25 protein-coding genes and 1 pseudogene are annotated in these 25158 nt (G+C 38.9%); 5 read left to right on the top strand and 21 right to left on the bottom strand.

The features are described from left to right. Nucleotides 1-38: 38 nt before the first annotated feature. Nucleotides 39-1373 (bottom strand): ABC transporter substrate-binding protein, encoded by a 1335-nt coding sequence (locus KFO35_RS04665; protein ID WP_002342901.1) that lies wholly within the window; start codon nucleotides 1371-1373, stop codon nucleotides 39-41. Nucleotides 1374-1580: 207 nt separating this feature from the next. Here KFO35_RS04665 and KFO35_RS04660 point away from each other — a divergent pair, with 207 nt between their 5' ends. Then, nucleotides 1581-2411, top strand: a complete 831-nt coding sequence (locus KFO35_RS04660) for a manganese catalase (RefSeq protein WP_002286789.1) — start codon at nucleotides 1581-1583, stop codon at nucleotides 2409-2411. Nucleotides 2412-2483: 72 nt separating this feature from the next. Here the strand turns inward: KFO35_RS04660 and KFO35_RS04655 are convergent, their stop codons facing one another. Further along, nucleotides 2484-3167, bottom strand: a complete 684-nt coding sequence (locus KFO35_RS04655) for an ArsR/SmtB family transcription factor (protein ID WP_002314529.1) — start codon at nucleotides 3165-3167, stop codon at nucleotides 2484-2486. A gap of 73 nt (nucleotides 3168-3240) precedes the next feature. Between KFO35_RS04655 and KFO35_RS04650 the strand changes: the two genes are divergently transcribed. Next, nucleotides 3241-3843: a flavin reductase family protein gene (locus tag KFO35_RS04650; protein ID WP_033704968.1), complete on the top strand. Its 603-nt coding sequence runs from the start codon at nucleotides 3241-3243 to the stop codon at nucleotides 3841-3843. Nucleotides 3844-4048: 205 nt separating this feature from the next. Here KFO35_RS04650 and KFO35_RS04645 read toward each other — a convergent pair whose 3' ends face one another. The 9 genes and pseudogenes from KFO35_RS04645 to KFO35_RS04605 all read right to left on the bottom strand — a co-directional run bounded on the left by KFO35_RS04645 (nucleotide 4049) and on the right by KFO35_RS04605 (nucleotide 11357). Beyond that, nucleotides 4049-4624, bottom strand: a complete 576-nt coding sequence (locus KFO35_RS04645; RefSeq protein WP_002314527.1) for an SOS response-associated peptidase — start codon at nucleotides 4622-4624, stop codon at nucleotides 4049-4051. Between the two features lie 355 nt (nucleotides 4625-4979). Next, nucleotides 4980-5561, bottom strand: coding sequence for a TetR/AcrR family transcriptional regulator (locus tag KFO35_RS04640; RefSeq protein ID WP_156272211.1), 582 nt, complete (start codon nucleotides 5559-5561; stop codon nucleotides 4980-4982). A gap of 183 nt (nucleotides 5562-5744) precedes the next feature. Next, a complete protein-coding gene (locus KFO35_RS04635) occupies nucleotides 5745-6371 on the bottom strand; it encodes a cysteine hydrolase family protein (RefSeq protein ID WP_002314524.1) in 627 nt (208 codons plus the stop codon). A 21-nt stretch (nucleotides 6372-6392) separates the two neighbouring features. Continuing rightward, nucleotides 6393-7721: an FAD-dependent oxidoreductase gene (locus KFO35_RS04630; RefSeq protein ID WP_002314523.1), complete on the bottom strand. Its 1329-nt coding sequence runs from the start codon at nucleotides 7719-7721 to the stop codon at nucleotides 6393-6395. A 156-nt stretch (nucleotides 7722-7877) separates the two neighbouring features. Then, nucleotides 7878-8279 (bottom strand): organic hydroperoxide resistance protein, encoded by a 402-nt coding sequence (locus KFO35_RS04625; RefSeq protein ID WP_002286825.1) that lies wholly within the window; start codon nucleotides 8277-8279, stop codon nucleotides 7878-7880. An 84-nt stretch (nucleotides 8280-8363) separates the two neighbouring features. Then, nucleotides 8364-8570: a hypothetical protein gene (locus tag KFO35_RS04620; protein WP_002308156.1), complete on the bottom strand. Its 207-nt coding sequence runs from the start codon at nucleotides 8568-8570 to the stop codon at nucleotides 8364-8366. Nucleotides 8571-8664: 94 nt separating this feature from the next. Further along, the gene (locus tag KFO35_RS04615; RefSeq protein ID WP_002314522.1) at nucleotides 8665-10167 is read right to left on the bottom strand and encodes a phosphohexomutase domain-containing protein; all 1503 of its coding nucleotides are present in this window, start codon (nucleotides 10165-10167) and stop codon (nucleotides 8665-8667) included. A gap of 17 nt (nucleotides 10168-10184) precedes the next feature. Then, nucleotides 10185-10640 (bottom strand): arginine repressor, encoded by a 456-nt coding sequence (locus KFO35_RS04610; RefSeq protein WP_002314521.1) that lies wholly within the window; start codon nucleotides 10638-10640, stop codon nucleotides 10185-10187. 97 nt (nucleotides 10641-10737) lie between these two features. Continuing rightward, nucleotides 10738-11357: pseudogene (locus KFO35_RS04605) on the bottom strand (GyrI-like domain-containing protein). Nucleotides 11358-11577: 220 nt separating this feature from the next. Here KFO35_RS04605 and KFO35_RS04600 point away from each other — a divergent pair. Together KFO35_RS04600 and KFO35_RS04595 are read left to right on the top strand one after the other, a co-directional pair. Continuing rightward, the gene (locus tag KFO35_RS04600) at nucleotides 11578-12951 is read left to right on the top strand and encodes an MFS transporter (RefSeq protein ID WP_002314519.1); all 1374 of its coding nucleotides are present in this window, start codon (nucleotides 11578-11580) and stop codon (nucleotides 12949-12951) included. Between the two features lie 74 nt (nucleotides 12952-13025). Next, nucleotides 13026-14138, top strand: a complete 1113-nt coding sequence (locus KFO35_RS04595) for an NAD(P)/FAD-dependent oxidoreductase (RefSeq protein WP_156272209.1) — start codon at nucleotides 13026-13028, stop codon at nucleotides 14136-14138. 71 nt (nucleotides 14139-14209) lie between these two features. On the opposite strand, the gene KFO35_RS04590 is transcribed toward KFO35_RS04595, so the two are convergent. The 7 genes from KFO35_RS04590 to KFO35_RS04560 form a co-directional block, all read right to left on the bottom strand. Beyond that, complete coding sequence (locus KFO35_RS04590) at nucleotides 14210-15847, bottom strand: phosphoenolpyruvate carboxykinase (ATP) (protein WP_002314517.1); 1638 nt, start codon at nucleotides 15845-15847, stop codon at nucleotides 14210-14212. Between the two features lie 166 nt (nucleotides 15848-16013). After that, nucleotides 16014-16622 carry an aggregation-promoting factor gene (gene apf, locus KFO35_RS04585; protein WP_002314516.1) on the bottom strand — a complete coding sequence of 203 codons (609 nt, stop codon included), beginning with the start codon at nucleotides 16620-16622 and terminating at the stop codon, nucleotides 16014-16016. A gap of 382 nt (nucleotides 16623-17004) precedes the next feature. After that, nucleotides 17005-18156, bottom strand: coding sequence for a tRNA epoxyqueuosine(34) reductase QueG (gene queG, locus KFO35_RS04580; RefSeq protein WP_002314515.1), 1152 nt, complete (start codon nucleotides 18154-18156; stop codon nucleotides 17005-17007). Between the two features lie 18 nt (nucleotides 18157-18174). Further along, nucleotides 18175-18927: a hypothetical protein gene (locus tag KFO35_RS04575; protein ID WP_002286840.1), complete on the bottom strand. Its 753-nt coding sequence runs from the start codon at nucleotides 18925-18927 to the stop codon at nucleotides 18175-18177. 140 nt (nucleotides 18928-19067) lie between these two features. Continuing rightward, the gene (gene efaA / locus KFO35_RS04570) at nucleotides 19068-20018 is read right to left on the bottom strand and encodes an Mn/Fe ABC transporter substrate-binding lipoprotein EfaA (protein WP_156272207.1); all 951 of its coding nucleotides are present in this window, start codon (nucleotides 20016-20018) and stop codon (nucleotides 19068-19070) included. Further along, nucleotides 20019-20858, bottom strand: coding sequence for a metal ABC transporter permease (locus tag KFO35_RS04565; RefSeq protein WP_002308137.1), 840 nt, complete (start codon nucleotides 20856-20858; stop codon nucleotides 20019-20021). It abuts the gene before it with no gap. After that, nucleotides 20855-21601, bottom strand: a complete 747-nt coding sequence (locus KFO35_RS04560) for a metal ABC transporter ATP-binding protein (protein ID WP_002314513.1) — start codon at nucleotides 21599-21601, stop codon at nucleotides 20855-20857. The genes KFO35_RS04565 and KFO35_RS04560 overlap by 4 nt, the downstream gene beginning before the upstream one ends. A 238-nt stretch (nucleotides 21602-21839) precedes the next feature. On the opposite strand from KFO35_RS04560, the gene KFO35_RS04555 reads away from it, so the two are divergent. Next, nucleotides 21840-23210 carry an amino acid permease gene (locus KFO35_RS04555; RefSeq protein ID WP_002314512.1) on the top strand — a complete coding sequence of 457 codons (1371 nt, stop codon included), beginning with the start codon at nucleotides 21840-21842 and terminating at the stop codon, nucleotides 23208-23210. A gap of 50 nt (nucleotides 23211-23260) precedes the next feature. Here the strand turns inward: KFO35_RS04555 and KFO35_RS04550 are convergent, their stop codons facing one another. From KFO35_RS04550 to KFO35_RS04540, 3 genes are all read right to left on the bottom strand, one after another. After that, the gene (locus KFO35_RS04550) at nucleotides 23261-24157 is read right to left on the bottom strand and encodes a LysM peptidoglycan-binding domain-containing protein (RefSeq protein WP_002314511.1); all 897 of its coding nucleotides are present in this window, start codon (nucleotides 24155-24157) and stop codon (nucleotides 23261-23263) included. A gap of 113 nt (nucleotides 24158-24270) precedes the next feature. After that, entirely contained in the window at nucleotides 24271-24441 is a 171-nt protein-coding gene (locus tag KFO35_RS04545; protein WP_002314510.1) for a hypothetical protein, read from the bottom strand. Further along, nucleotides 24438-25115, bottom strand: a complete 678-nt coding sequence (locus KFO35_RS04540; protein ID WP_002314509.1) for an NAD(P)H-dependent oxidoreductase — start codon at nucleotides 25113-25115, stop codon at nucleotides 24438-24440. The genes KFO35_RS04545 and KFO35_RS04540 overlap by 4 nt, the downstream gene beginning before the upstream one ends. Between the last annotated feature and the right edge of the window lie 43 nt (nucleotides 25116-25158).

Below are 25158 nucleotides of genomic sequence, written 5' to 3'. Positions count from 1 at the left end.
TTTCTTGCCTCCTCTGTACCTAGACAGTCAAAAACGGATTATTGATTTTGCTTGACTAAGTTCTCTACTGCTTTTTGTGCATCTGCCAATCCTTCTTTTGCTGATTTTGTTCCTAAAAGAATCTGGTCGATCTGTTCATTCACTAATGTCGTATAATCAGGTGCATCTAAAGGAACTGGTGTGATCACTGTATTTTTAAAGTTTTCGTCCGCCATTTGATAGATCATTTTCCCTTTGTCCGTTAGGTTGTCATTATTCACTAAATTCTCGTTGGCTGTTTTACTTGCCATGATATCAAAACTTTTTTCGCCGAATTTTTCTTGTACTTCTGGAGAAGAAAGATATTTGATGAATTCATAAGAGGCTTCAGGATCTTTTGCTCCGTATGGTACTTCCAAGACGAATCCGCCACCCCATGACCAATGACCTGAACCTTCCTCTTTTTCTGGAAGCTGCATCACGCCAAAATCAAAATCATCCGGTGCGTTTTCCATCAAGCTAGAGTAATAATTGATGTTTTGGGCGCGCATAGCTACTAATCCAGAAATAAACGGATCAGACACACCAGAACCAAATTCTGCTTCTAATTTGTTGATTGTATTTTTTCCATAATAATCTTGCCAGTCTTGAATCCATTCTAAGGCTTCCACTTTGTTTTTAGTATCAATCTTGACCTTTTCGTCCTTATCAAACCAACTAGTCCCGTTGTCTGCGTTTAATGCCCATACATCAGCACCTAAATTCCATAATGGATAAAAACCGATACGCGTAAACTCTTTTCCTTCTTTTTTATCTAGTTTACGTGCTGTTTCTTCTAATTCATCCCAAGTTGTCGGTAGATCTTGTTCGCTGATCCCAGCTTCTTTAAATAACTTTTTATTATAAAAAATGACTTGTGTATCTGTATTAAATGGGATGGCATAAGGATCACCTTTATATTCTACTGTGTCCCAAAGCTGGGGATAAAAATCCTTAGAAGTATCTTTATCTACATACTCGGAGAGATTGGTTGCTTGCTGTGCTTCTGCTCTTTGCGCAACGGAATTTATGTCCTGTACAATAACATCAGGTGCATTTCCAGCCGTTATTGCAGATAAAGATTTGGTCCAAATATCCCCCCATGGCTGATACTTATAATTTACATGGATCTCGTCTTGTGATTGGTTGAAATCCTCAATGATTTCTTCGATGGCTTCTTTTCGTGCGCCCGACCCCCAAAAGGACCAGAAATCAATATTTTTTCTTCCATCACTTGTTTTTTCAGAAGAATTTGCTGCACTTGAGCTGGCATCGCTTGTATTACTTGATCCGCATCCTCCTAATAAAAACAATGCTGAACTTGCCAACAATCCTGTAAACAATAATTTTTTCATATTTTACCTCCAAATTTTAATGTAACCGATGTCGATTTTAATATAACGATATCATTTTGTTCTGAAAATAACAATTTATAAGGTGTGATTATCGAAAAATTATTAATGATACCAACACTTTATATAATTCGCGAGCGCTTTCTTTGAATTTTTTAATCTTTCGTAGCAGAATGAGAATGTATTAAAAAAAGATTAGGAGGAATTTTGATGTTTAGACACCAGAAAGAATTGCAGTTTGAGGCAAAACCAGATCGTCCGAATCCATTAATCGCGAAATATCTGCAGGAGCTGATCGGCGGCCAATATGGCGAGATGAGTGTAGCTATGCAGTACCTGTTCCAAGGTTGGAGCTGCCGAGGAGAAGAAAAATATAAAGATATGCTGATGGACATTGCAACAGAAGAAATCGGCCACGTAGAAATGTTGGCGACAATGGTTGCTCGTTTATTAGAGGGTGCGCCTGTTGAAGATCAAGAAGCAGCGATGCAAAAAGATCCAACAATCGGTGCCATTATCTCTGGAATGAATCCACAGCACGCGATCGTAGCTGGCTTAGGACCTCGTCCTGCTGACAGCGTGGGCAATCCATGGAGCGGTGCCTATATCATTGCGAGTGGCAACTTGTTAGCAGATTTTAGAGCTAATTTAAATGCCGAATCACAAGGAAGACTTCAAGTAGCACGTATTTACGAAATGATCGATGATCGTGGCGTAAAAGATATGCTGTCTGTTCTCCTTGCAAGAGATAGCTATCATCAAAACCTATGGGAATGTGCAGTGAAAGAATTAGAAGAAAAAGAAGGTTCAATCTTAGTCCCAAGTACTTTCCCACGTGACAAAGAACGAAAAGACATTGCTTATGACTTCTATAACTTCTCAGAGGGAGACCAAAGTAGTGAAGGTTCTTGGGCTAGCGGCAAAGCATTGGACGGCGAAGGCGAATATCAATGGTTGAAAGAACCTAAGATCGAAGGCGCTGCACCAAAATTAGAACCAGTAACACCAAAAATGTATGGGACACCTCCATTCAAGAAATAAAAAACATACGTAGGAAAAAGGTTGTGACAAGATTTTTGTCACAACCTTTTTATTGTATTAGAAACGACTTTCCTATTGGCTCGATTCAAATTTTTGGAAAAATAAATTCCCTTCAGCAGTTAAGCGAACACCTCTGTTTTCTGGATTCAATGTGATATATTCTTTCTCTTTACACCATCGGAAAAACGCGTTCCCGAGATTTCCTCCTAAATGAAATGTTCGTTCTGTCCAATCTAAGCAAGGCTTCACAAGTGCTCCAGATTGTTTTTTCAGTGCGTCAATATCTATTCCTAAGTCTTTGAAATAACAAACGCCTTCTTCTGTAAGTTCCACATGATGGTTTTCCATCACAAGATAGTTGTTGTGATGGAGAAAGTTGAAAAAAACTACACCTATCACACCGGCTAAATGCCGATAACAAGATATTCCTGCTTTTAATTCACTATATTCTTTGTTTTCATTAAATGATTTGATCGGTTTAACCGGACTAACTACCATAAGATTTTCTAACAAATCAGCGATTTTCAGAGATGATAATCGATAATAGACATTTCTTCCCTGTCTATAAGACATCACCCAATCAAGAGAATGAAGTTTTTTTATATGATAAGATGCTGTATGATCTTTTATTTTTGCTTTCTTTGCTAGTTCATGCACGGTATGGAACCTTCCATCCATCAATAAAGTAAGGATCTCAAGTCGCGAATGATCTGCTAAGAGTTTAGTCGTTTGCTGAAGATCAGGAAATCCAGCCATTTTTTTCTCTCCTTTCACACATCGATGAGCATCGAGGAATAAGCTTAGTATACTATATTCAGAGGTGAGGATTATGTTTAAAAAAATGGAAAAAGAAAGTTTCTATTACGGATTTCCCGTCGTGCTGATGACGACTAAGGATGAAATGACTGGTAATGACAACCTCACGCCAATCAGCTCCACTTGGACACTTGGCAAAACGATTGTCATTGGAATCAGTATGCACAGTAAAGGGTATACAAATTTAAAAGTGGGACATGCCGCTACCTTCAATCTTGCAGATCAAACACTTTGGGAAAAAATCGAGAAAATCGCAAAGACGACAGGCCATCCTATCATGCCCGATTATAAACAAAAAGCTGGCTATTCCTTTTGCTCTGACAAATTTCAATTGGGAAAGTTCACGAAACTAACAGGTGAAGAAGTTGCAACTGTTCGGATCAAAGAATGCCCGATTCAAATAGAAACGTTGGTTCAACGAATTTCAACTAGAGAAGACTTTGCTATTGTAGAGTGTGAGATCGTAGCTATTTTTGTAGAAGAAGGGATTTTACATGATCCAACTCATATCAATGTGGATAAATGGCAACCTCTTATCTATAAATTCAGAGAATATACAACTGCCAACCAGTCGTTAAGTTTAAATTTTAGATTCCAAGAATTCAAAGAGTCGTAATGATAAACATCGTTAGGTATAAACAAAAAAAGACTCGCAGCACGAGTAAAAAACAAATAGAAGCTATACCTTAGAAAGGTCGACTGTGACTCTATAGATGCAGTATATGCAGCTTATGAGCATTTCTTCTGTTCTCTTTGTTTTTGGGATCTGTGCTGAAGTCTTTTTTGTTTTTTGCCGATCTTTCTTTAAAAAATCGAATCTGTTATACCTTCTCCATTACTAATTCAGGCATCTGCTGAGTAATGATTTTTCGCGCAAAAGAAATATCTGTTACCCAAGGTTCGATTTGTTCTTCAGTCAAGACAAGAGGCATTCGGTCATGGATTGGTGCGACTGTGCGATTAGGTTCAGTAGTCATTATGATTGATTCTGCCGTTTTTTCATCGTGATGGCTACGATAAAAGCCGCCAATATACACTATTTTTTCCTTATTTGAAAACATAAATTTGTCTTTTTCTTCATTCCACTCATAAAAGCCGCTCATTGGAAAAACACAACGATTTTGCAAAAATGGTTGATGAAAGGTCTTTTTTTCTTCTACTGTCTCTGCCCGGGCATTGATCATCAATTGTCCTTTTTTAAATCCGGTAAATCCCCACTTCATGATTTCCGGAGTGAGATTGTTTTCTTCCTTTTTTCTTAATGTCACAACAAGATTTGACGGAAAAATTTCTCCAGCTGCTAATTTTGCTGCCTGTTCCGGTTGTTTCTTCTGGGCTTCTCGATAATAGTTCTGAAGGAGCTCCGACTCTAGATCAAAAAAATAACGACCACACATCCTAATATCTCCCCCTCTTTTTATCTATCATACACTGCAACAAGAAGTTCATACCAACAAAACGCTTTCAATGAATAGAGAATTAAAAAAGTTGTGACAAACTCTCCAGTAAACGTTTTTCTCATGCCAACTCCTCGGTCACAAGTCACAATATTCAACAAACATGAGAAGCTGTGTTTTGAAATTGCTCCTTGTGACTCAGAGTGAAACGGCAGGTTCACGACCTCTGGGTAAACGGTGTTCAAAAGCCAGTTTCTCGGTATTAAGCCAAATTTATGCAAAAATGTAGAAAGCCATTTTCACAAAATTTTTCTTCATACTCGAAACTAAGCGACTTTTTCACAACCTCTAATTATTAAAGAACCTTTTGCGAAGTTAACAATCTTTCTTTGATCAATTGGAAATTCTGTCTAAGTAGTGATAGATCTTGTGTGACTTTCAACAATAAGATACCACCCTGGATTTCAGCAATCAACGCTTTGGCTTGACGGTCTGCCTCTGCATCGGACAGTTTTTCTTCAGAAAGTGCCAAGATATTTTGTTTCGTATACTTGACCCATTGATTGACTAATTCTAGTAGCAATAGACGGAATTCTTCATCCACTGTACTCAACTCAATAATTAAATTCCCCACAGGACAGCCATGATAAGTGATTTGTGCCTCATGATCAGCGAAAATCCAATCCAACATTTCTTCTAGTGCTTCTTCTGGCTGTTTTCCAGCATTTAAGATGTCTTCAAACAACTCTGTCTGCCACACGTCCATATGCGCATGGATCACCGCTAGACAAACTTCTTTTTTTGAAGAAAAGTAATAATAAAATTGCCCTTTCCCCGTATCAGAAGCTGCTAGAATATCCCGGATTGACGTTTCATGATAGCCTTTTTTATAAATAAGATCTTTGGTCGCTTCCAAGATCTTTTCCTTTGTTTTCAATGATATTCTCCTTTTTCATCTCTCATAGTCCTATATTATACAATAAATTCATCATTTTATCTTCCTAATCGTTTAAAAAAAGACTGTGCCAAATTATCTGACACAGCCCTCACTATAAAACTGTTCTCTTGTAGCTAGATGTTCATTGATTCAAGAACTGCGAGGACAAAAGCAGTTCCTATCTTATGATAGTTGCTCTAATACTTCCTCTGTTGTCATCACTTGATCTGCAATAAAACCAAAATTCGTCAACGCTGCATCCATTGCTTCTTGGCCAGGAGCACCAATTGCATCTGTCGCTACCACAACATTGAATCCACTCTCTACCAATTCACGCATATGGGAATCGCTACACAAGTTTCCATTCATTCCACCAAGAATTACTGTGTCGATTCCATTTTTTCTCAATTGAAGCGCTAAGTCGTTGCTTTCTGGTCCAAAGATTTTATGAGGAGAGCTGATAATCGTATTTTCATCCAAATATGGTTTCAATTCTTCGATAAAATCGGCTCCTGAACCTTCTTCCACTGGTTCATATTGACTTTTTCTAGCAAACATCTGCTGCTCAAGCATCATATGTTCTCCTGCACCGCCAAATTGCCATTTATGGTCATGTGGATAAAAATAATGAGGAGAAATAAAGAGTTTGTATCCTTTTTCTTTTGATTGTTTCACCATTTCAATCATATTTTCGATCGTATTGTATTTTTCTAAGATATCTTTTGTCAAACCAAAGCCACCGCCTGCTGGTTTCAAGAACTCGACTTGCGGGTCAGTTAGAACTACTGCTGTATTTTTGTTGTTGAACATGATAAATTCTCCATTCGTTATTTATTTTAATACATCATTTAGAGCTTCACTCATTGTTGGATGAGAATAGATTTGATCTCTCAATAACGTATAAGGAAGTTTTCCATTCATAGCTAGCGAAATCAAGTTGATGACTTCATGAGAATCTTCCGCATAAATACTTGCACCTAGAATCAAGTCAGTTTCAGGATCAACTAAAACTTTGAATACCCCTTTAGGATCTTCTAATACTTGTGCTTTAGGAACACCGCTTGTCATATACTTGAATAATTTGTAATTGACGCCTTGAGCTTTGGCTTGTTTTTCTGTTAATCCTACATTGGATAAAGTTGGAGTGATAAATACACTGTAAGACACAGCTTTCCGGTTATTCGTTGTTCGTGTATTCTCGCCTTTCAACTGATCCATGATAATTCGATAATCATCTAGAGAGATATAAGTGAACTGCAGTCCGCCTTTGACGTCTCCAATCGCCCAAATGTTTTCCGCATCTGTACGAAGGTATTCATCTACAGCGATTGCTCCGCGATCGGTCAGTTTAACATCTGTATTTTCTAATCCAAGAGAAGCTGTATTAGCTTTTCGGCCAGTTGCTGCTAAAACTTTAGATGCTTCAATCGTTACTTTTTGACCATCTTCTGTAAAGGTAACGGCAGCTGTTGATTCTTGGTCTGCTACTTCATCGACAGTCACACCTAAGTGGAACTCGATCCCTGCATTCGTCAAATCTTCTAAAATCATTTGTGCGATGTCTTCATCTTCACGAGGAAGAAATTCAGGATGGGCATCAAGAACGATAACTTTAGATCCGTATTCATTGAACATTGATGCAAATTCCAGACCAATATATCCAGCCCCAATGATCACTAATTTTTCCGGTAATTGTTCCTGATCCATTGCTTGCGTAGAATCAATCAAGTAGCGACTTGTATTCAATCCTTTGATTGGTAAAATGATTGGTTCAGAACCAGTATTGATGAAAATCCGTTCGCCTTCAACAATTACTTTTTCACCATTATTCGTCACTTCGATTTGATGGTTAGAAAGAAAACGTGCGGTACCGTCCATCACTGTCCCAGTCGCCTCATCGCTGATCATATGATAATTTTTGGCGCGAAGCATGCCCGTCAATTTTTCTTTCCGAGCAACAGCCTCTGTAAAATCGATTCCTCTTTCTCCATTGAATATCAATGATTTAGAAGGAATACAGCCGATGTTGATACATGTTCCGCCATACATACGTGTTGACTTTTCAACGACTAAAACCGATTCGCCTTTTGAAGCTAACGCCTTCGCTAAAGTCTTACCGCCCTTTCCAAAACCGATCACAATATTTTGATATTTTTCCATCCTTTTTCCCTCGCTTCTTTTTTACCTACCGATTGGTACAAAAATATGATAACCGATAATCGTCTATTTTCCAAATCATCTGCTTTGTTTGTCAAAAAAACCAGACAAAAAGCGGTCCTTTCACGTTTTTAGTCTGGTTCGATTTCCTTTATTCTTCTAAACAATCGTTACTTCTACATCGATATTTCCTCTAGTTGCTTTGGAGTAAGGGCAGAATTCATGCGCATCTTCTGCAATTTTTTGGGCTTCTTCTTCGCTGATGCCATCGATATGCACTTCTAATACTACACCGATCTGATAGCCGCCATCATCTAAATTATAAAGAGAGACACGTGCTTTTACTGTGGACTCTGCTGTCATTCCTGCTTCTTTGATCATATGTTGTACCGCCCCATTGAAACAAGAAGCATAACCTGCTGCAAATAATTGTTCTGGATTTGTTCCTTCTGCATGGATTCCCGGAGGAGTGATTTTCATATGCATCGAGCCATTGGGTGCCTCGACCTCTCCATTGCGCCCGCCATGGTTGATCATTGCTGTTTCGTATGCTTTTTTCATTGTACTGCTCCTTTCGATTGACCATTTGCTACTTGCTATAATTATAGTGTATGACAAGTAAGGCGCTTTCTACAAAAATTCTGCTTATTCAAATACCAGAATACCGTCTTCTACTATTTTTCCAAAAAACAAAAAGATGCCACTCGTGAACAACAGGGTCATATTCGTTCCAAAATAAATAGCAATCTTTTCTAAATAATCTTTTATATGATTGATTTTGAGATACATATATACCAGAAAGTTGACCCCATAGACCAATACTGTTAAAAAAATAACCATATTCGTTACCATTTTTTTCCTCCTTTTGCTGGCCACCCTACCAGCACTCGGTTTAACCTTACCACTTTTTTTGTTGTCCAAGCAACTACCTTTCAAGAAGATTGGTTTATTCTGCTGATAATGATTCAAGATCAGAAAAATGTCCGAATAAGTTTGCTAGTTTTTCTAACACTAGCTGGTTCTTTCCGCTCTCGTCATTTTCTATCTGCAATACTAACAACGGCTCATGTAAGCTTAAGCGAACCAAAAACCAACCGCTTCCATAAGGTTCTTGCAGATTATATCGAATACCTTCTTCATTTGCCGGGTCGAAGTTCATCCCTTTTTCTTCTTCCAACAGTCGCTTCATTTCTTCTAATATCTTGTTTCCTTGTTCGCGTGGTTCATCACTGAACAATTTTAGTCGGATTTCTTGTACTTCTACAGGCTGTTTCAACTCTTTGATTTGTTCATCCAATGTGATACCTTTTCTTTTTAATTCTGGCAAAAGCATCAGGATCTTCGCGATGACGTATGCACCATCATCCAGAAAATAATTTTCCTTGAATGCAGCGTGACCGCTTGTTTCGATGGCTAGCTGTGTATCTTTCCCAAGACGATTAAGTTCTAATGCTTTATTGATTACATTTCGATAGCCGGAAATATAACGAATTTGGGTACCTCCTTTTTCTTCAATGAATTTTTGTAGATGAGAAGAAGTAGGCGAATTCGTTACGATCCTTGTCCCTGGATGCTCTTTTAATACGATCGTACTTAATACTGCGATCAAATTATTTCGATTGATGACTGTTCCAGAAGCACTGACCACAGCTGAACGATCCACATCTGTGTCAAAAATGATTCCAAGATCTGCTTCATTTGCTAAAACAGCCTGCTTGATACTTTCCATCGCTTCTTTGTTATCAGGGTTGGGGATGTGATTAGGAAATCGACCATCTGGTTCCAAAAATTGAGATCCTGTTGTATCAGCGCCTAAGCTATTCAATACTTTTTCAGCAAAAAATCCTCCAGCACCATTTCCAGCATCCACGATGATTTTCCAACCTTTTAGTGGTTTGTCATCTTGTGTTCCCATCCCTTTTTTGATTTTTGTGACTAAATCTTGCGCATAAGGTGTCAAAAGGTCTGCATTTTCCACACTTCCTGCTTGTTCACTGTTTATTTTTTGCTGCTGTGACAGGATATAAGCAATATCTTCTTTTTCTGCCCCTCCTTCTGAGGTGAAAAATTTTATTCCGTTGTAATAATAGGGAAGATGGCTAGCAGTCAGCATGACCGCAGCGTCGCATGAGAATTGTTCAAATTGAGTGGACATAAACATAGCTGGCGTAGTAGCCAATTCGAAATCAATGACATGTATCCCTTGTTCTTTCAGACTTTGGATCAACGCCTCTTTTAGTGCTGGTCCGCTGATCCTACTGTCATGACCAATCCCAATCGTCCATTTTCTAGTTGGATTAGTTGATTTCTTCTTTTTCTTTAGCCAGTTTGCTAGTCCCCAGCCGATCTTTTCTACCCTGTCTGTCGTCAAATTGACTTCATGACCTTCAACTGGTAATGCAATCCCTCGAATATCCGATCCATTTTGTAGCGCTTTCATATCTTCCATATAAAAGTCCTCCTCATCTATTCCCTCATTTTTTCTAATTTTTCCGCAAATCGCTGTGCTTCTTCTTCTGAGCGGCAAATAATAATGAATGTATCTACACCTGCCATCGTTCCAACAACTTCGGGATAAGCAACTTCGTCTAACCAATTCGTTACCACATCAGCGCCATTTCGTTCAGTCAATACGATAACCATGAATTGAACAGACTGTATACGTAAAACCTCACGCCTAATTGCCGTACGCAAACGTTCTTCATTTAAAGAAACAGATGGTTGGTTAAATAATGTATAGCGTACTATTTTATTTTCATCTTGGCTTTTTACTAACTTCATTTCTCTGATGTCTCGAGAAATCGTAGCTTGAGTCACATCGGCACCTGCTTCATGCAACCGTGTAAGCAGCTCTTCCTGTGTCCCAATCGGTTGTTCTGTAATCATTTGGCGGATCAATGCTTGTCGCTGTTTCTTTTTCATATTAGACACCTCTCAATATTGATTATAGCAAAAGAAAAGTAATATTTCTTCTTATTTTGGTATTTTTTACTTTTATTTTTCGGTTTTATTCAGGTTGCTATCTTTTTTCTATTTTGACACGCAAAATCGTCTTCATTTTTTCAGGTGCAGATTTTCGTGGATCGCTGATATAGATTTCTTTGTGTTCTTTAGAAGTTCTTTGATACCCTTCTTCTGCAATGAATGCTTCTAATTTCTCAAAGGATTCTGGTTCTTCATCATAGGAACCAATGTGTAAGATTTGGGCACAAAGACCTTCTTCCATCTTTCCGAATGCTACTTGTTCTCTCAAGTCTTCCGGAAGTTTGCTCAGAGAACGCTGAATGGCTTCTTGGGCTATCGCTTCTGTAACAAAGTCAGGCTGTCGGATCATCAATTGATAAGAAAAATGTTCTTTTTTCATCACTGGTTCATGCAAATACTTTTCTTGCAGTCCCCATTGTCCTTCCAATGGATAGACAGTATACATCTGATAATCAGGAATCAGCCAATTTTTTTTAGGCGACATGCGTATTGCATAGCTGACTGCATATAGACAGGCTACTCTTTGTTTAAAGCCTTCCTGATTCGGGTCGCCGATCCCTCTGATGCTAAAGAATGGTTTTTTAGGAACCTCTAGTATTTGCGGGCTTTTTTCATACTATAGCTCTTGTCTTTACGCCATTCGATTTTTTCCATTTTTCTTCCTCCGCGAAATTCCATTTAGTTATTTATTATCATACCTCTTTTTAAGTGACTTGGCTAATCGTGTTGACACTATTTTTCAGTTTGTGCTAGAATAAGTTAAGTAAATAAATCGTACAGATAACACGTTTCGGCGTGTCGAGAGAGAGGCGGTTTCTATTTTTATAATAGAAATCACTCTCTTTTTTTACGAAATTTTTTAGAGGTGATGTAAATGACAAAACAAAAACAGCTGCTTTTAGTACCTGCAGTAATTGCAACAGGGATGATGTCTTTTGCGGGCGTATTGATCGAGACGGCCATGAATGTAACTTTCCCAACTCTTATCAGACAGTTTGATTTAACGACCGCACAAGTCCAATGGGTAACAACGATTTATCTTTTGATGATTTCGATCATTGTTCCGCTGTCTACTTATTTGAATCGCAATTTTAGTCTCAAAAAACTCTTTTTAGCTTCAAATCTGCTTTTCTTGGCAGGTATAATGATCGATTTCTTCTCTCCTACCTTCATGGTTCTATTGTTTGGTCGATTGCTCCAAGGGGCAGCAACAGGTATCGCTCTTCCGTTGATGTTCCATATTATCTTGACATTTGCCCCCCTCAATCGACGAGGCGCGATGATGGGTGTCGGTACTTTGACAACGGCCATTGCTCCAGCGATTGGACCCACTTACGGAGGCATTATGACTTCACATTTTACATGGAATCATATTTTCCTGTTTCTTGTGCCCATTTTGCTCCTTTCTTTGATTATCGGCTGGTTTGCTATTCCCGAGATGGCAGTACAAAAAAGTGGTTATTTGGATTGGTGGAGCGTTTTAGGAATCTTTCTTTTGTTTAGTGGAAGTCTGACATTTTTGAGTACGTTGGGAACACTTTCTAGTTGGATTGCTTTGATCATCGGCGGGATCGGCTGGTTCCTATTTTACTATCGAAGTAAAAAAGTGGAACATCCGCTGATTCGGCTGTCCATTCTTTCAAATAAAACATTCCGTTTGTTTTTGATTGGCTTCTTGGTTTATCAGTTTTTATTACTTGGTGTGTCTTTTGTCTTACCGAATTTCCTTCAGATCGTTCAAGGAAGCAGTCCTTTTGTCGCTGGATTAGCCATGCTTCCCGGTGCAGCGGTTGGTGCTTTGCTTTCTCCTTTTTCTGGTAAAATGCTGGATCAATATGGACCGAAGAAGCCAATTTTTGCTGGACTGATCCTTTCTTTGATTGGTTGGTTAGCATTATTCCTGCTTATCGGACACGCTTCATTGGGTGTATTGATTGCCTGTCATGTTTTTTATATGGTCGGTATCGGTTTGTCTTACAGCAATATGATGACGACTGGAATGAATGCGCTGAATGAAGAACTGCAAGGAGACGGGAATGCAATGTTCAATACCTTGCAACAGTTTTCTGGTGCTGTGGCTACTTCATTAGTAGCGGTTATCATCAATTATGTTCAGCATCATACTTCCCATAATTACGAAGTGTCTACTACATTAGGATCAAAAGCGGCGTTGGGCGTCTTATTGCTGTTGCTTCTTATCAGCTTTGCTCGATTCGTCTATTCTCTGTTTTTTGCTAAAAAAGCGTAGTTTCCATATACGGCAGGTGTTGCATCTGCCGTTTTTTTGTGTGAAAATGGTTGTTTGTAAAAGGAGGCTTTTTTATGGAAAAAATTGCCATTATCGGTGGCGGGATCATTGGTATGACTCTAGCCAATTACTTGGATACATCAACATTCGATGTTGCTTTGTTTGATGAAGGGACAGGACAGGCAACGAAAGCAAGCGCTGGGATCATCTCCCCTTGGTTGTCAAAACGCAGAAACAAACAATGGTATCGTCTGGCTAAAGACGGCGCTGCTTTTTTCCCTAAACTCATAAAAGATTTCCAACTTGGTCAAACGATTTATGCACAATCAGGGACACTTTTGCTTCGGCCTGAACAAGATTTAGCTGAATTAGCTATTCTTGCGGAGAAACGAAAAGAAGAAGCGCCAGAAATTGGAAATATCGAATGGCTTTCACCTGAACAGACGTCCCAAGCTCTTCCGTTATTGAAGCCAGCAGTTTCACTACGCATCAGTGGTGGTGGTCGTCTGGATGGAAAAGCATATTTAGAACATCTTGGTCAGCGTTTAGTACAAAAACAAATCGAGCAGATCCAGGCAAAAGTCACCTTGCATAAGAAGAACGATTCTTGGCTCGTCAAGGGACCGTTTGGAGAATACACAGCTGACCGCGTAATCTTGACACCTGGTCCTGCACTTAAGCCTCTATTGAAAAAATTAGGCTATTCTGCAGATATACGTCCGCAAAAAGGGCAGCTCTTAGCATTTCAGACATCTTATAAGATGAGTCAAGACTGGCCTGTTGCTATGCTTGACGGAGAAGCTGATTTCATTCCTTTCATGGATGGAAAGATCCTTTTAGGTGCTACCCATGAGAACGATCAAGGATGGGATTTGGCTCCTACTAGCGAAGCTTATGAGGGATTGACTAAGAGTGCAGAACAGTTCTTGGCTGATCCAGATCAGATAAAAAATTGGTCCTACGAGTTCCGTGTAGGCACCCGTGCTTATACGTCAGATTTTTCCCCATTCTTCGGCGTATTGCCAGATGACCCAAGTCTACTGGCTGCTAGCGGTCTAGGCTCTTCTGGTTTGACGACAGGCCCTTATATCGGCTATCTATTAGCCAACTTCTTAAATACTGGTCATTGGCCTACGGAAGATTATCAAAAGGACATCTCCACCTATATTACGAAAAATCCATCATAGAAAAACAGCTTTTTCAAGTAAGGATCCCGAGCGATATTGCGCATGGATTACTTCTTGAAAAAGCTGTTATTTTAGTTCAATTTCTGAATCAAATTCTCCAAACTTTCTTTTGCTTCATCTGGCAAGAGATCTTTTCCTATCTGAGCTTCAATGAATCGTAAACGACTATCAAGTCGTTGTTTCACCAGATTTTTATAGGACGTATCCTCAAAAGAAACAGGAAAATCTGGTATAGGTAAATAGTGGATGTCTTCAAACGGACCAAACGACTTGAATTCTGCCGTTTGTTGCACGATTCTTTCAACGATTGACAATGTCGTTTCAGGTTTGATTTTTTTATCATCGAAATATCCAGTATTCAAGACATAGCAGGCTGTTTGCTGTTTCAAAAACAACTCTCGAAAAGCTTGATAGTCTTCCCTAAGAGGATAGACACGGAAAGGATTAGCAAATGGTTCAATGACTAGCTCATCTAGCTGTCTTTTTGTAGTGATATTTTCCGCGTCTGATCGTTTTGTTGCTAATGTTGCACCAAAAGACGCTGCTAAAACCGGGTCATTGATCTTGATAATTGGCGGAAGTGAATCATCTTTCATGATCCAAAAAACAGCATCGATCTTTTCGCTAAGATGATCGACTCGGTCTGGTGTCGCATAACGTGATTTGACTGTCCGCCCATTTCCGTTTCGTATATCTCCTGTCACTAGGACTTTTTCACCCTTACTCGTACATGTCACGCCCACATTCTGACAAGTAAGGAAAGAAGAAATGGCCGGATCATCAGACGGATAGTCTTGTGTTTTATCAAAGTAAGAAGGTTCCAAGGCAGTAGCAAAACCATTTTTTCTAGAAATAACAAAAGCATCGTCATGTAGGATCGTAACAGAGTACCCTTCCGAATGTTTTGCTAAGGTGATCGTTGATTTTCCAGAACCGGACAACCCAAATACAGCCATCGTATAAGTCTGATCATTACTAGTATATTGTTTCATCCCGCCATGGCAGGCAATAAAACCATTGCGATTCCCCAATGCCCAAGCAAGCGTCAAAGTCGCTTTTTTTAATTCCCCAAAGTAATGTAATCCTAGCACAGCAGCTGTATTATGGAGAGAATCAAATAAAACGAGTCCATTGGGAAAGGCTTCATGCGTCCATTCGGGATCACAAAAGATATAAAGATCTCCCTCATCAAAGGACGCAGATTTTTGATAAGTAGCCAGGGTCTTCGCATTCGCTGGCTGAAAATTCAGTATATAAGAATACAGATTGTTCTCAAATCCTTCTGGAATCAACAAATGACTTTGTACAGAAAATTCTTCAGATAGACCAACGATTACTTTTGTATGATAAAATTGTCGCTTTCGACTTTGATACACGGCTTCTCTCAAGATCTTCTCGTATTTACTTTGCTCCTTGCCCAAGTCCTCAAAGATACGCCGAGCACTTGCTGTTCTTCCTACAATACTCCCATCATTGAATACTAGTGTCCTAGCATCAGCTGGTAAATCTAGTTCTTCAGCATGTGAGACCGTTAAATCTGTGATGATCGTTCCTGGACTCCCTTTTGCTAGTTGATAAGCTGTCTTCCTGTCAAAAACTTCTTGAACATTATTACCGTAGAATGCCGTTTCAATAATGGATCGAATACTGGATAACAGTGGATTTTCACTTGTGATTTCCTCTAATTCGAGACTCTCTTTTGTACTCATCGCTCCTCCTCCTCCCCTAAACAAAAAAGCGGTTTCTTTATTATACATTATCCGAGTTTTTATTTGTACTGCTGTGCAGAGGGAAACAAATCATTTATTTTTCATAAAAAAAACCGAGAACTTGAATAAACAAGACTCTCGGTTTCATCATTTTTCTTTTATCGGCTTAGTACCAACCGTTTGCTAACCAGAATGTTTTAGCAGCATCCCATGAACCATAACGAGATGTTACGTATTGTTCTGCTACACGTTCTTGATTGGCAGCTGAATAGTCGCCGTTTAAGTATGAAGCATCTAATTGGTAACGGCCAATGTAACGTCCGTTAGTAGCTGTGTATGAACCGCCTGATTCTTTTTGTGCGATCCATTCTTTTGCAGAGCTTGAAGTTGGCGCCGTTGCAGCAGCTGGGGCAGCAGGAGCTACTTCAACTGTTTCAACAGGTGCAACGTATGTATGTTCTTGCGTTGCTGTTTCAGTTGTAGATGCTGTATTTTCTGTTGTGTTGCTTTCTGTTGTTGCTGAAGAATCATTTGAAGTTGGGATTGTTAATTGTTCACCAACATAAATGCGGTTGATGTCTGCAATTGAATTCTTTTCAGCAATTGCATCGATCATTGAGTTGTCTCCTGCAAATTTTTGTGAAATCTTAGATAATGAATCACCTGATTTTACTGTGTAAACTTCATCAGCGTGAGCATTTGTAGTTCCTACAAACATTGCAGTAGCACCAGCAGCAAAAGTTGTACCTAAAACAATTTTCTTAAATGAATTCATATTAAACTCCTTTTTTCTCCGTTTTTTATTCTTTCGACGCTATTAACTTTATCATTTAGAAATATTTCATAGGTAAAATAATCATGACATTTAATGACAAAATGACGAATTATTTAATATTTGTAACATTTGAACAAAAACTTTTTTGATGTAAAACCATCAGATCGTTGTTATATAAGCAAAGTAATCGTTTTTCTATGTTTTTTTATTTTTGAATGAAAAACATCTTTTCTGTAATATTTACTGCAATAATCCATAAAAAAAAGCAAAAAAATGTTTGATTTTTATCAAATCCTCTTAAAAAAACGTAAAAAATACAAAAAAACCAGTAATTGTTACAACAATTACTGGACAAAAACAATGAATAATGCTTACTATTTTTTTATTTTAACTTTCTCCGCAATAATTTTTGTGCATGTTCTAGTTCATTTATGACGACTTCTTCCGATTCTTTAGCTAATGTTTCATCTAATACATCAAGCCATTTTTCTGGCTCTTTTGTTCCTAGACGTCCAATAGCCCAAGCTGCTGTTCCTCTGATGACAGGGCGGACATCCGTTAAACATTCTGAAATCTCAGGCAATGCCGTTCGATCTCCTAGATTAGCTAAAGCAATCAATGCGTTTCTCTGCAAAGGTTTTTTTCCACGCCACGAACCGGCTAAATGCCCAAATTGCTGCTTGAAGTCTTTATTCGACATCGACAGCATCGGCTTTAATTTTGGATATACTTCATCTATTTTTGGTTCCATCTCTTCATGAAAATGAAAATCTTTTCCTTGATTGTAAGGGCAGACTAACTGGCAGATATCGCATCCATAAATGACATTTCGCATTTTTTTCCGATATTCTTCGGGCATCATCCCTTTTGTCTGCGTTTGATAAGATAAACATCGCTGTGCATTCATTCTGCCATCACCAAGCAATGCTTTCGTCGGACAAGCAGTCACACAGCGCATACAGTCACCGCAACCAAACTCTCCTGGTTTATCCGGCTCAAATACGATATTAGTGACGATCTCACCAAGATAGACAAATGAACCGAACTCTTCGGTGATCAACAATCCGTTTCGGCCGATAAATCCTAATCCAGCTCGCTGTGCTACAGCGACATCGATCAGTTCCCCAGTGTCTACTTGCGGAGCTAGACGCCATTCCTCTTCTTTTTGCCATTTTTCTGCTCTTGTTTGGATGAATTCGATCAATCGATTTAATCGGTCTCTCAGTATATCATGATAGTCGATCCCCCATGAGGCACGAGCAAATTGCCCTCGTTTTTCATCCCTAGGTACTTCTTCATGGATTCTAGTAGGATACGCAAGAGCAATGGAAATGATTGATTTTGGCTGATCAAATGTCATTTCTGGATAAAGACGCTCATCGATATTTGGGTGTTCGAAACCAGAAGTGTGGCCGGCTGCTTTTTGCTCTTCCAACGATTCTTTTAATGAATCAAAAGGCTCCGCCGTCGTAAACCCGATCTTGTCAATTCCTAATCGTTTGCTTTCTTGTATGATTTCTTCTTTTAATGTCATGGTCTTCCTCGCTTGCTGTTAACGGCTGTATAATCCATAATATAGTTTTTCTTTTTTCAGTTGGACAAACTGGATCTGCTGATCAGCAATCTTCTTTTCTTCCATCCATTTTTTTCTTGCAGCAAATACTTCCCAATAATTTGTCGAAATCAATTTTCTTTTGTTATCCAATGCGTTGAAAAAATTCAAAGAAACTGGTTTTGTACTTAACAATTCATGGAGTCTTACCTCTTCCCAAGGTGAAAACTCAGACAGATCACGGGAATACAGTACTTCTTCATAGAGATTTTTTTGCTGCGTATACGTGAATGTTTGCGGGATCTTCCCGGGTCTGGCAATTTCTACTAGACGGTTATAAAACATATTCATTAATTTGCTGTTGGCAATAAATTGACTTTTATAATAGGCCGACTGGATCTTTTTGATTACTCCTTCTGCTTTGATTACTGAAAACAAAGCAGGCCATGCTTTGACGGTTATTTCGTCGTTTTGTTTAACTAATACGCCAGGTGTGAAGCCGACTGGAGAAAGGAACACAAAATAACCGATACCGGTATTTTCATCTAAAGGCTGAAATTCATCAAACAACCATTTGCCTATGTACAGCTCTTCATCTGGTTCTGTTGTCTCGTTTTGATTTGCTATGAATAATTTAGCTAATTCTGCTTCAAGAAATTGAAGGTCTTGATCCTTGTCGGTATTTTCTTGCTGGCTAATCAATCGAAATACTTCTTCTTTAATCGTATATTTATCTTTACGTGTAAAATTCATAGCCACACCTTCCTTCCTTACTCTAACTATAACGGAATTTTCTCAAAAAGGGTATCTGTACGCCGAAAAACATCATAATTTTTTTCCGGTTTCTTGTAAAAAAACGCAAGGTCCGCTCCTTAAGCCAGACCTTGCGTTTTTCAGCTCTCTTTTGTTTGGGATAAACCTTCATGGATTGTTTCGATGTTCCATTTCATCATCTGATAGTAAGAATCTCCTTGTTCTCCTTCTTTGGCTATAGAATCAGTGAACAATTTATCATAAATTTCCAAACCCGTTTCTTTTGCTACTCGCTCCATACTTCTTGGATCTACACTGGGTTCCACGAATAAAACTGGCACTTCTTTTTCTCTTACCTGATCAATAATTGCTTTCATTTGGTCAGGCGTGCCTTGGCTTTCTGTATTGATTTCCCATATATATGCTGCTGGCAAATCATAAGCCCTTGAAAAGTATTTGAATGCTCCTTCACTTGTTACTAATAATTTTTTGTTCTCTTCGATAGAAGCAAAACTTTCCTTCGCTTGTGTATCTAATTCTTTTAGTTTTTCCACATATGTTTCTGCATTTCGCTTATAATGTGTCGCATTTTCTGCATCTTTTTCAGAGAATATACGTGCGATTTCCTGCACATATTTTATTCCGTTAGATAGGTCTAGCCAAGCATGAGGATCCGCTTTTGTATGTTCTTCACCGCTAGTTAAATAAAGAGGTTCTACATTTTTGCTAACTGCAAAATAATCTTTTCCTTCTTCTTTCTTAGCTGTTTCCATCAAGTTATCGAACCAGCTGTTACCTGTTTCAAGATTCAATCCGTTGTATAAAATGACATCTGCGTCGCTTGCCTTTTTGATGTCTTCTGGTAGTACTTCATATTCATGCGGATCTGTTCCGACTGGTACGATACTGTGGATATCTATTTTATCTGTTCCGACCTCTTTTGCCATATCTGCCAAGATCGAATTGGTTGCCACGACTGACAGCTTTTCTTTACTTACTTCGTCTGCTTGATCTGAAGTTTGCTTTCCGCAGCCAACTAACGCTAATAAACTAATTGCCAGGATCAAAAAGAGTGATTTCTTTGTTTTCATCTATCTGCTTCCTTTCTGAAATAAAATTCCTTTTGTTGGTGAGAATAAAAAAGCAAGGATAAAAAATGCGGTACATGCTAAAACAATCGTGGCTCCTGATGGCCAATTGTAACTATAACTGAAAAATACGCCGACAACGGCACTGAACATACCGATCCCTGCAGCCGTGATAATCATTTTCAATAAATGGTTCGTCAACAAGTAAGCTGTGGCAGCTGGTGTGATCAACATGGCAATCACCAAGATCGTTCCCACCGTCTGCAAACTAACTACAGCGACTAATGTCAAAAAGAACATCAAAAGATAATGGATCAGTGACGTATTCAGCCCATAAGCTTTTGCCATTGTTGGATCGAATGATGTGATCTTCAATTCTTTATAAAAGAAAAAAACAAATATCAAGACGATTCCGCTGACTAGTGCTGTCAGCAGCAGATCGCTCTCCCTAACAGCTAAGACATTCCCAAATAAAATATGATACAGGTCTGTCGCACTTTGAGCATATGAAATCAAGATGATCCCCAATGCAAAAAACGAACTAAAGACAATCCCGATCGCTGTATCATTTTTCAATCGGCTCCGCTGTGTCACGAAACCAATCACCGCTGCTGTCAACATCCCAAAAGCAGTGGCTCCAAAAATGTAACTAAAACCAAACATATAAGAAATGGCTACACCTGGAAGAACTGCGTGAGAGATAGCATCTCCCATCAAAGACATCCCACGTAAAATAATAAAGGAACCGATGACTCCAGAAGCCAGTCCTACAAGCATGGAAGTGACCAAAGCATATTGTAGAAATTGATAATTCATCAATCCATCAATAAAAGATTGGATCATTTTTTCTCTCCTCCTTTTACTAAATGTCCGATGATCTCACCATAGGCCAGTTGAAGATTCTTTGATGTAAAGACTTCTTGTACTGGACCAGAAGCGATCAGCTGTTTATTTAAAAGAACCACTTCATCGAAATATTCTTCTACTTTATGAAGATCATGATGGACGATCAGAATCGTTTTTCCTGAATTCTTCAACTCTTGCAAGATGTCAAAGATTTTTCGTTCACTCAATGCATCGATTCCTACGAATGGTTCATCTAAAAAGATCCACTCTGCACCTTGAGCTAGAGCTCGTGCAATAAAAACTCTCTGAAGCTGACCACCCGATAGTTCGCTGATTTGTCTTTTGGCATAGTCTTCCATCCCTACTTTTTTTAATGCTTGTCTTGCTCGTTCTTTTTCTTTTTTCCCGGGCCGCTGTCCGATTCGTAAAGATGGATATGTCCCTAAAAGTACAACGCCTAACACATCGATTGGAAAGGAAAGATCCAATTCGCTTCGCTGCTCCACATAGGCTATTTTTTTACGGACTGATTTTACTGGCTGTCCTGAAAAAGTGACTTTACCAGTAGAAGCTGGTATCAACTCTAGCAACGCTTTCATGAATGTTGATTTTCCTGCGCCATTTGGTCCGATGATACCAGTGATTTTTTGTGGCTTTATTGTTAAATTGATGGTTTTCAAAACAGTTTTCCCTTGATAAGCGGCTGAAAGGTCTTGAATTGCAATGGCCGTTCGTTCCAAATCCTACACTCCTTTTTAGGTTTCCCTAACTTTTTATTTAAATATAGTTTAACTAAAAAGGAAAGCATTTACAAGTAGAAAGATGAAAAAGTTTTTTTCGAATTTTCCTCGCATTTTATGAAAATTTTCTGTAGAATCACATCAAGAGTTCAATAAGGTTAACCTAAAAATAATACAACTATCTATTGAAACGTTTAATTATTTTTCCTGTTGACTCAACAACGAAAGGAGTTTTTGTATGGAAGAAGAAAAGTTAACTCGAAGTCTTAGTGCCCGTCATATCCAAATGATCGCACTAGGTGGAACGATCGGCGTCGGTCTGTTTATGGGTGCCTCCTCAACCATACGCTGGACAGGACCCTCAGTGATGGGAGCTTATGCGATTGCAGGATTCTTTTTGTATTTGATTATGCGTGCTTTAGGCGAAATGCTTTACGTCGATCCTTCGACTGGTTCTTTTGCAAACTACGCGAGCGAGTACATCCATCCTGTGGCTGGCTACTTGACCGCTTGGAGTAATATTTTTCAATATATTGTCGTAGGGATAAGTGAAGTAATCGCTGTAGGATCTTATATGAATTATTGGTGGCCCAATCTGCCAGCAATTATTCCCGGCATCATTGTCGTCTTATTTCTTATGCTGGCAAATCTTATTTCTGTCAAAGCGTTTGGCGAATTAGAATTTTGGTTTTCGATCATCAAAGTCATAACAATCATTTTGATGATCATTGCAGGTCTTGGGGTGATTTTATTTGGATTTGGTAATCATGGCCAGGCGGTAGGGATCTCAAATCTTTGGAAAAACGGTGGATTCTTCACTGGCGGTGTCAAAGGCTTTTTCTTTGCGTTATCGATCGTCGTTGCTTCCTATCAAGGGATCGAACTGATCGGAATGACTGCTGGCGAAGCAGAGAATCCTAAAAAGACGATCATTGAAGCTGTTCAATCCACTATCGGTCGAATCTTGATTTTTTATATTGGTGCCATTTTTATCATCGTGAGTATTTATCCGTGGAATCAATTGAGTGAGATTGGCTCGCCTTTTGTCCAAACTTTTTCTAAAATCGGCATTACATTTGCTGCAGGGTTGATCAATTTTGTCGTGATTACAGCGGCATTATCAGGTTGCAATTCAGGCATTTTCAGTGCAAGCCGTATGGTCTATACACTTGCGATGAATGGAAAGATGTCTAAAAAGTTTCTGAAATTATCTCGTCATGGTGCGCCTTTTTACCCTGTCGTAGCCATCTCAGGCGGAATCTTGATTGGTTTGATCTTAAACTATCTTCTGCCAATGTTCATCAACCAGTCCGAAAATATCTTTGTCTTCGTATACAGTTCAAGTATTTTACCTGGTATGGTTCCTTGGGTGGTGATTTTGATCAGTGAGATTCGCTTCAAAAAGACTCACGCAGATAAAATGCATGATCATCCTTTTAAAATGCCGCTGTCTCCTTACACGAATTATGCGACACTTGCTTTTTTAGCTATCGTGTTGATTTTCATGTTTATCAATCCTGAAACAAGGATTTCTTTGATCATTGGTCTCGTTTTCTTGCTTTACATGACGATCCATTACTTTATACGTGAAAAAAGAACCGCCAAATAAAAAGAACGAAGCTTCCATCAAGGGAGTCTTCGTTCTTTTTATTGCTTTTATCAATTCAATTTTAGTGTCTCACCGGGAGTCAGGAAATAATCGTCCATACTCATCCCATTCAGTGACAAAATCGTTTCTACTGGTACGCCAGTTCGTTCGGCTATTTGATTTGGGCCTTCTCCTTCCAAAACAACAGTTGTCGCAGCCTGTGACGTCGTACTGCTAGTAGTCGTTTCAGTGTTTTCTGTTGTGTCTTGCGTTGTTCGAGCTTGCATTCCAGAAGCTTCTGTTGATTCTATCGTCTCAGACTCAGAAGATGCTGTTTCTTGTGTGCTTGTTGACTCTGCTTGAAGAGAAGCGCTCGTCTGCAAATATATGTCGGAAATCTTAGCGACATGATTCGTATAGTTAGCCGATAGCTGATTGATCAAGGTATCTAAGGCTACACCGTCTTTATTATCTGCTGACTGATACGCTGCACGTAACTTCCCGATCCCTTCGTCGGAGATAGCTTGGAGCTCACGTGCTTTTTGGTTAGCAACTGCGGATAAACCAGCTATGCCCTCCTGATTTCCCTGGATTTCTGTTTGGTATTCTTCAATCAACACAGGCGTCTTTTCTTCCATCTTTTTCGAATAATCATTGACGATTGCTTGGAGTTGCTCTGACAAATCATCTGCTGTTTTTTCTTCAGCGGTTTGTGTTTCTTTTGTTTCAGTCGATGCCTCACTTGTTTGTTTCGCATCTGTTTTCTTTGTCGTTGTTTCCGTTACGGTCGTGCTTTTTGCATCTGACGAATTTTTCCCGTGAAAATACAGCCCCGCTATTCCTCCTACTATGATCAAAAAAACGGCAACTGCTGCCCCAATCATGATCATCCGCTTACGTGCTGCCTGTTTTTGCTGTCTTCTTCGGGTCATCCGAACATTTTCTCCCCACTCATTTTCATCATACATTTTTTTCACCACCAATTTTTATGTATAACAGCGTTATCAAACGCTTCATATTCTTATTGTAGCAAATAATTGTCATTGTGCACATTTTTATCCTTGTTATTTATAAGAAAATTTCACCAGTTGAGATGATTCCAAGATTGTCCGTCGATTTCTCCTTGCAACTGTGTTGTTCGTTCATCTATCTCAGCCATCAGTTTCTTTATCTCATATAAGAGTGCACGGTCTTGATATTCTGATTTTTCACTTAATTCATCTAATTGTTGGATCAACCATTCATTTGTCATAATGAAGTTCCTTTCATTTCTTGCAGTGTAAAGGTCAAGTCTTCGATTTGCTCTTTTGCGTCAGTCAGTGCTTCTATGATATATGTTTGTTTGTCCGAATCTTCTTCCTGCATTTTCTGATTTCCCTGTACTCTTTGAATAAACCAGTCAATCCGTTGAGTAAGCGATGGCTTCCCTTCCAATGAGAGATACTGCTGATAAGCAATTAGCTTCTCCCAACGTTTTTCTTGGGATAAATACATAAATTGTGCTAAAACGAATGGCGGAAGATAGGTCATATGGAATTTGTTTGCGATTCGCTGATATGGTCTCAAAAATTCGGAGATCGTATATTCTTCTTTCCCTCCAGCTTGGTATTCCTTTTCCGCCACACCTGTTGTCAATACGATTCCTAATTCTTTTCCTTCTAATACATGTGCTGCTTGTTCCAAAACATTATCTTGCCAAATTTTTAAATGAGCAGGGGAACTATACCAGTAAAATGGAAACTGGAAAATGATTCGATCATGCTGTGCCAGAAGCTGTAGCTCAGCCTTTACATCTATCTTTCCATCTGGATAACTTGATTCTAAATGATGCCAAGTAACGGATAAACCGGAAGAAGCTTCTTTGAAAAATTGCTGATTCAGAGATTCCTCCATCGTTGGATGGCTGATGATGATAAGTGTACGCATCCCTTCTCCTCCTTTTTTAGTCTTCGTTTTACAGTGTAGCATA

The organism is Enterococcus lactis (assembly GCF_015751045.1).
In the GTDB taxonomy this organism is placed as follows: Bacteria; Bacillota; Bacilli; order Lactobacillales; family Enterococcaceae; genus Enterococcus_B; species Enterococcus_B lactis.
Note: the sequence above shows the minus strand (reverse complement) of the source record. Positions and strands in the feature narration are given on the sequence as shown.

What these genes read in the sequence shown, in the direction of transcription:
- KFO35_RS04665 (WP_002342901.1), bottom strand. Translation starts at nt 1,373, where the DNA reads ATGAAAAAATTATTGTTTACAGGATTGTTGGCAAGTTCAGCATTGTTT.
- KFO35_RS04660 (WP_002286789.1), top strand. Translation starts at nt 1,581, where the DNA reads ATGTTTAGACACCAGAAAGAATTGCAGTTTGAGGCAAAACCAGATCGT.
- KFO35_RS04655 (WP_002314529.1), bottom strand. Translation starts at nt 3,167, where the DNA reads ATGGCTGGATTTCCTGATCTTCAGCAAACGACTAAACTCTTAGCAGAT.
- KFO35_RS04650 (WP_033704968.1), top strand. Translation starts at nt 3,241, where the DNA reads ATGTTTAAAAAAATGGAAAAAGAAAGTTTCTATTACGGATTTCCCGTC.
- KFO35_RS04645 (WP_002314527.1), bottom strand. Translation starts at nt 4,624, where the DNA reads ATGTGTGGTCGTTATTTTTTTGATCTAGAGTCGGAGCTCCTTCAGAAC.
- KFO35_RS04635 (WP_002314524.1), bottom strand. Translation starts at nt 6,371, where the DNA reads ATGTTCAACAACAAAAATACAGCAGTAGTTCTAACTGACCCGCAAGTC.
- KFO35_RS04630 (WP_002314523.1), bottom strand. Translation starts at nt 7,721, where the DNA reads ATGGAAAAATATCAAAATATTGTGATCGGTTTTGGAAAGGGCGGTAAG.
- KFO35_RS04625 (WP_002286825.1), bottom strand. Translation starts at nt 8,279, where the DNA reads ATGAAAAAAGCATACGAAACAGCAATGATCAACCATGGCGGGCGCAAT.
- KFO35_RS04620 (WP_002308156.1), bottom strand. Translation starts at nt 8,570, where the DNA reads ATGGTAACGAATATGGTTATTTTTTTAACAGTATTGGTCTATGGGGTC.
- KFO35_RS04615 (WP_002314522.1), bottom strand. Translation starts at nt 10,167, where the DNA reads ATGGAAGATATGAAAGCGCTACAAAATGGATCGGATATTCGAGGGATT.
- KFO35_RS04610 (WP_002314521.1), bottom strand. Translation starts at nt 10,640, where the DNA reads ATGAAAAAGAAACAGCGACAAGCATTGATCCGCCAAATGATTACAGAA.
- KFO35_RS04600 (WP_002314519.1), top strand. Translation starts at nt 11,578, where the DNA reads ATGACAAAACAAAAACAGCTGCTTTTAGTACCTGCAGTAATTGCAACA.
- KFO35_RS04595 (WP_156272209.1), top strand. Translation starts at nt 13,026, where the DNA reads ATGGAAAAAATTGCCATTATCGGTGGCGGGATCATTGGTATGACTCTA.
- KFO35_RS04590 (WP_002314517.1), bottom strand. Translation starts at nt 15,847, where the DNA reads ATGAGTACAAAAGAGAGTCTCGAATTAGAGGAAATCACAAGTGAAAAT.
- apf (WP_002314516.1), bottom strand. Translation starts at nt 16,622, where the DNA reads ATGAATTCATTTAAGAAAATTGTTTTAGGTACAACTTTTGCTGCTGGT.
- queG (WP_002314515.1), bottom strand. Translation starts at nt 18,156, where the DNA reads ATGACATTAAAAGAAGAAATCATACAAGAAAGCAAACGATTAGGAATT.
- KFO35_RS04575 (WP_002286840.1), bottom strand. Translation starts at nt 18,927, where the DNA reads ATGAATTTTACACGTAAAGATAAATATACGATTAAAGAAGAAGTATTT.
- efaA (WP_156272207.1), bottom strand. Translation starts at nt 20,018, where the DNA reads ATGAAAACAAAGAAATCACTCTTTTTGATCCTGGCAATTAGTTTATTA.
- KFO35_RS04565 (WP_002308137.1), bottom strand. Translation starts at nt 20,858, where the DNA reads ATGATCCAATCTTTTATTGATGGATTGATGAATTATCAATTTCTACAA.
- KFO35_RS04555 (WP_002314512.1), top strand. Translation starts at nt 21,840, where the DNA reads ATGGAAGAAGAAAAGTTAACTCGAAGTCTTAGTGCCCGTCATATCCAA.
- KFO35_RS04550 (WP_002314511.1), bottom strand. Translation starts at nt 24,157, where the DNA reads ATGTATGATGAAAATGAGTGGGGAGAAAATGTTCGGATGACCCGAAGA.
- KFO35_RS04545 (WP_002314510.1), bottom strand. Translation starts at nt 24,441, where the DNA reads ATGACAAATGAATGGTTGATCCAACAATTAGATGAATTAAGTGAAAAA.
- KFO35_RS04540 (WP_002314509.1), bottom strand. Translation starts at nt 25,115, where the DNA reads ATGCGTACACTTATCATCATCAGCCATCCAACGATGGAGGAATCTCTG.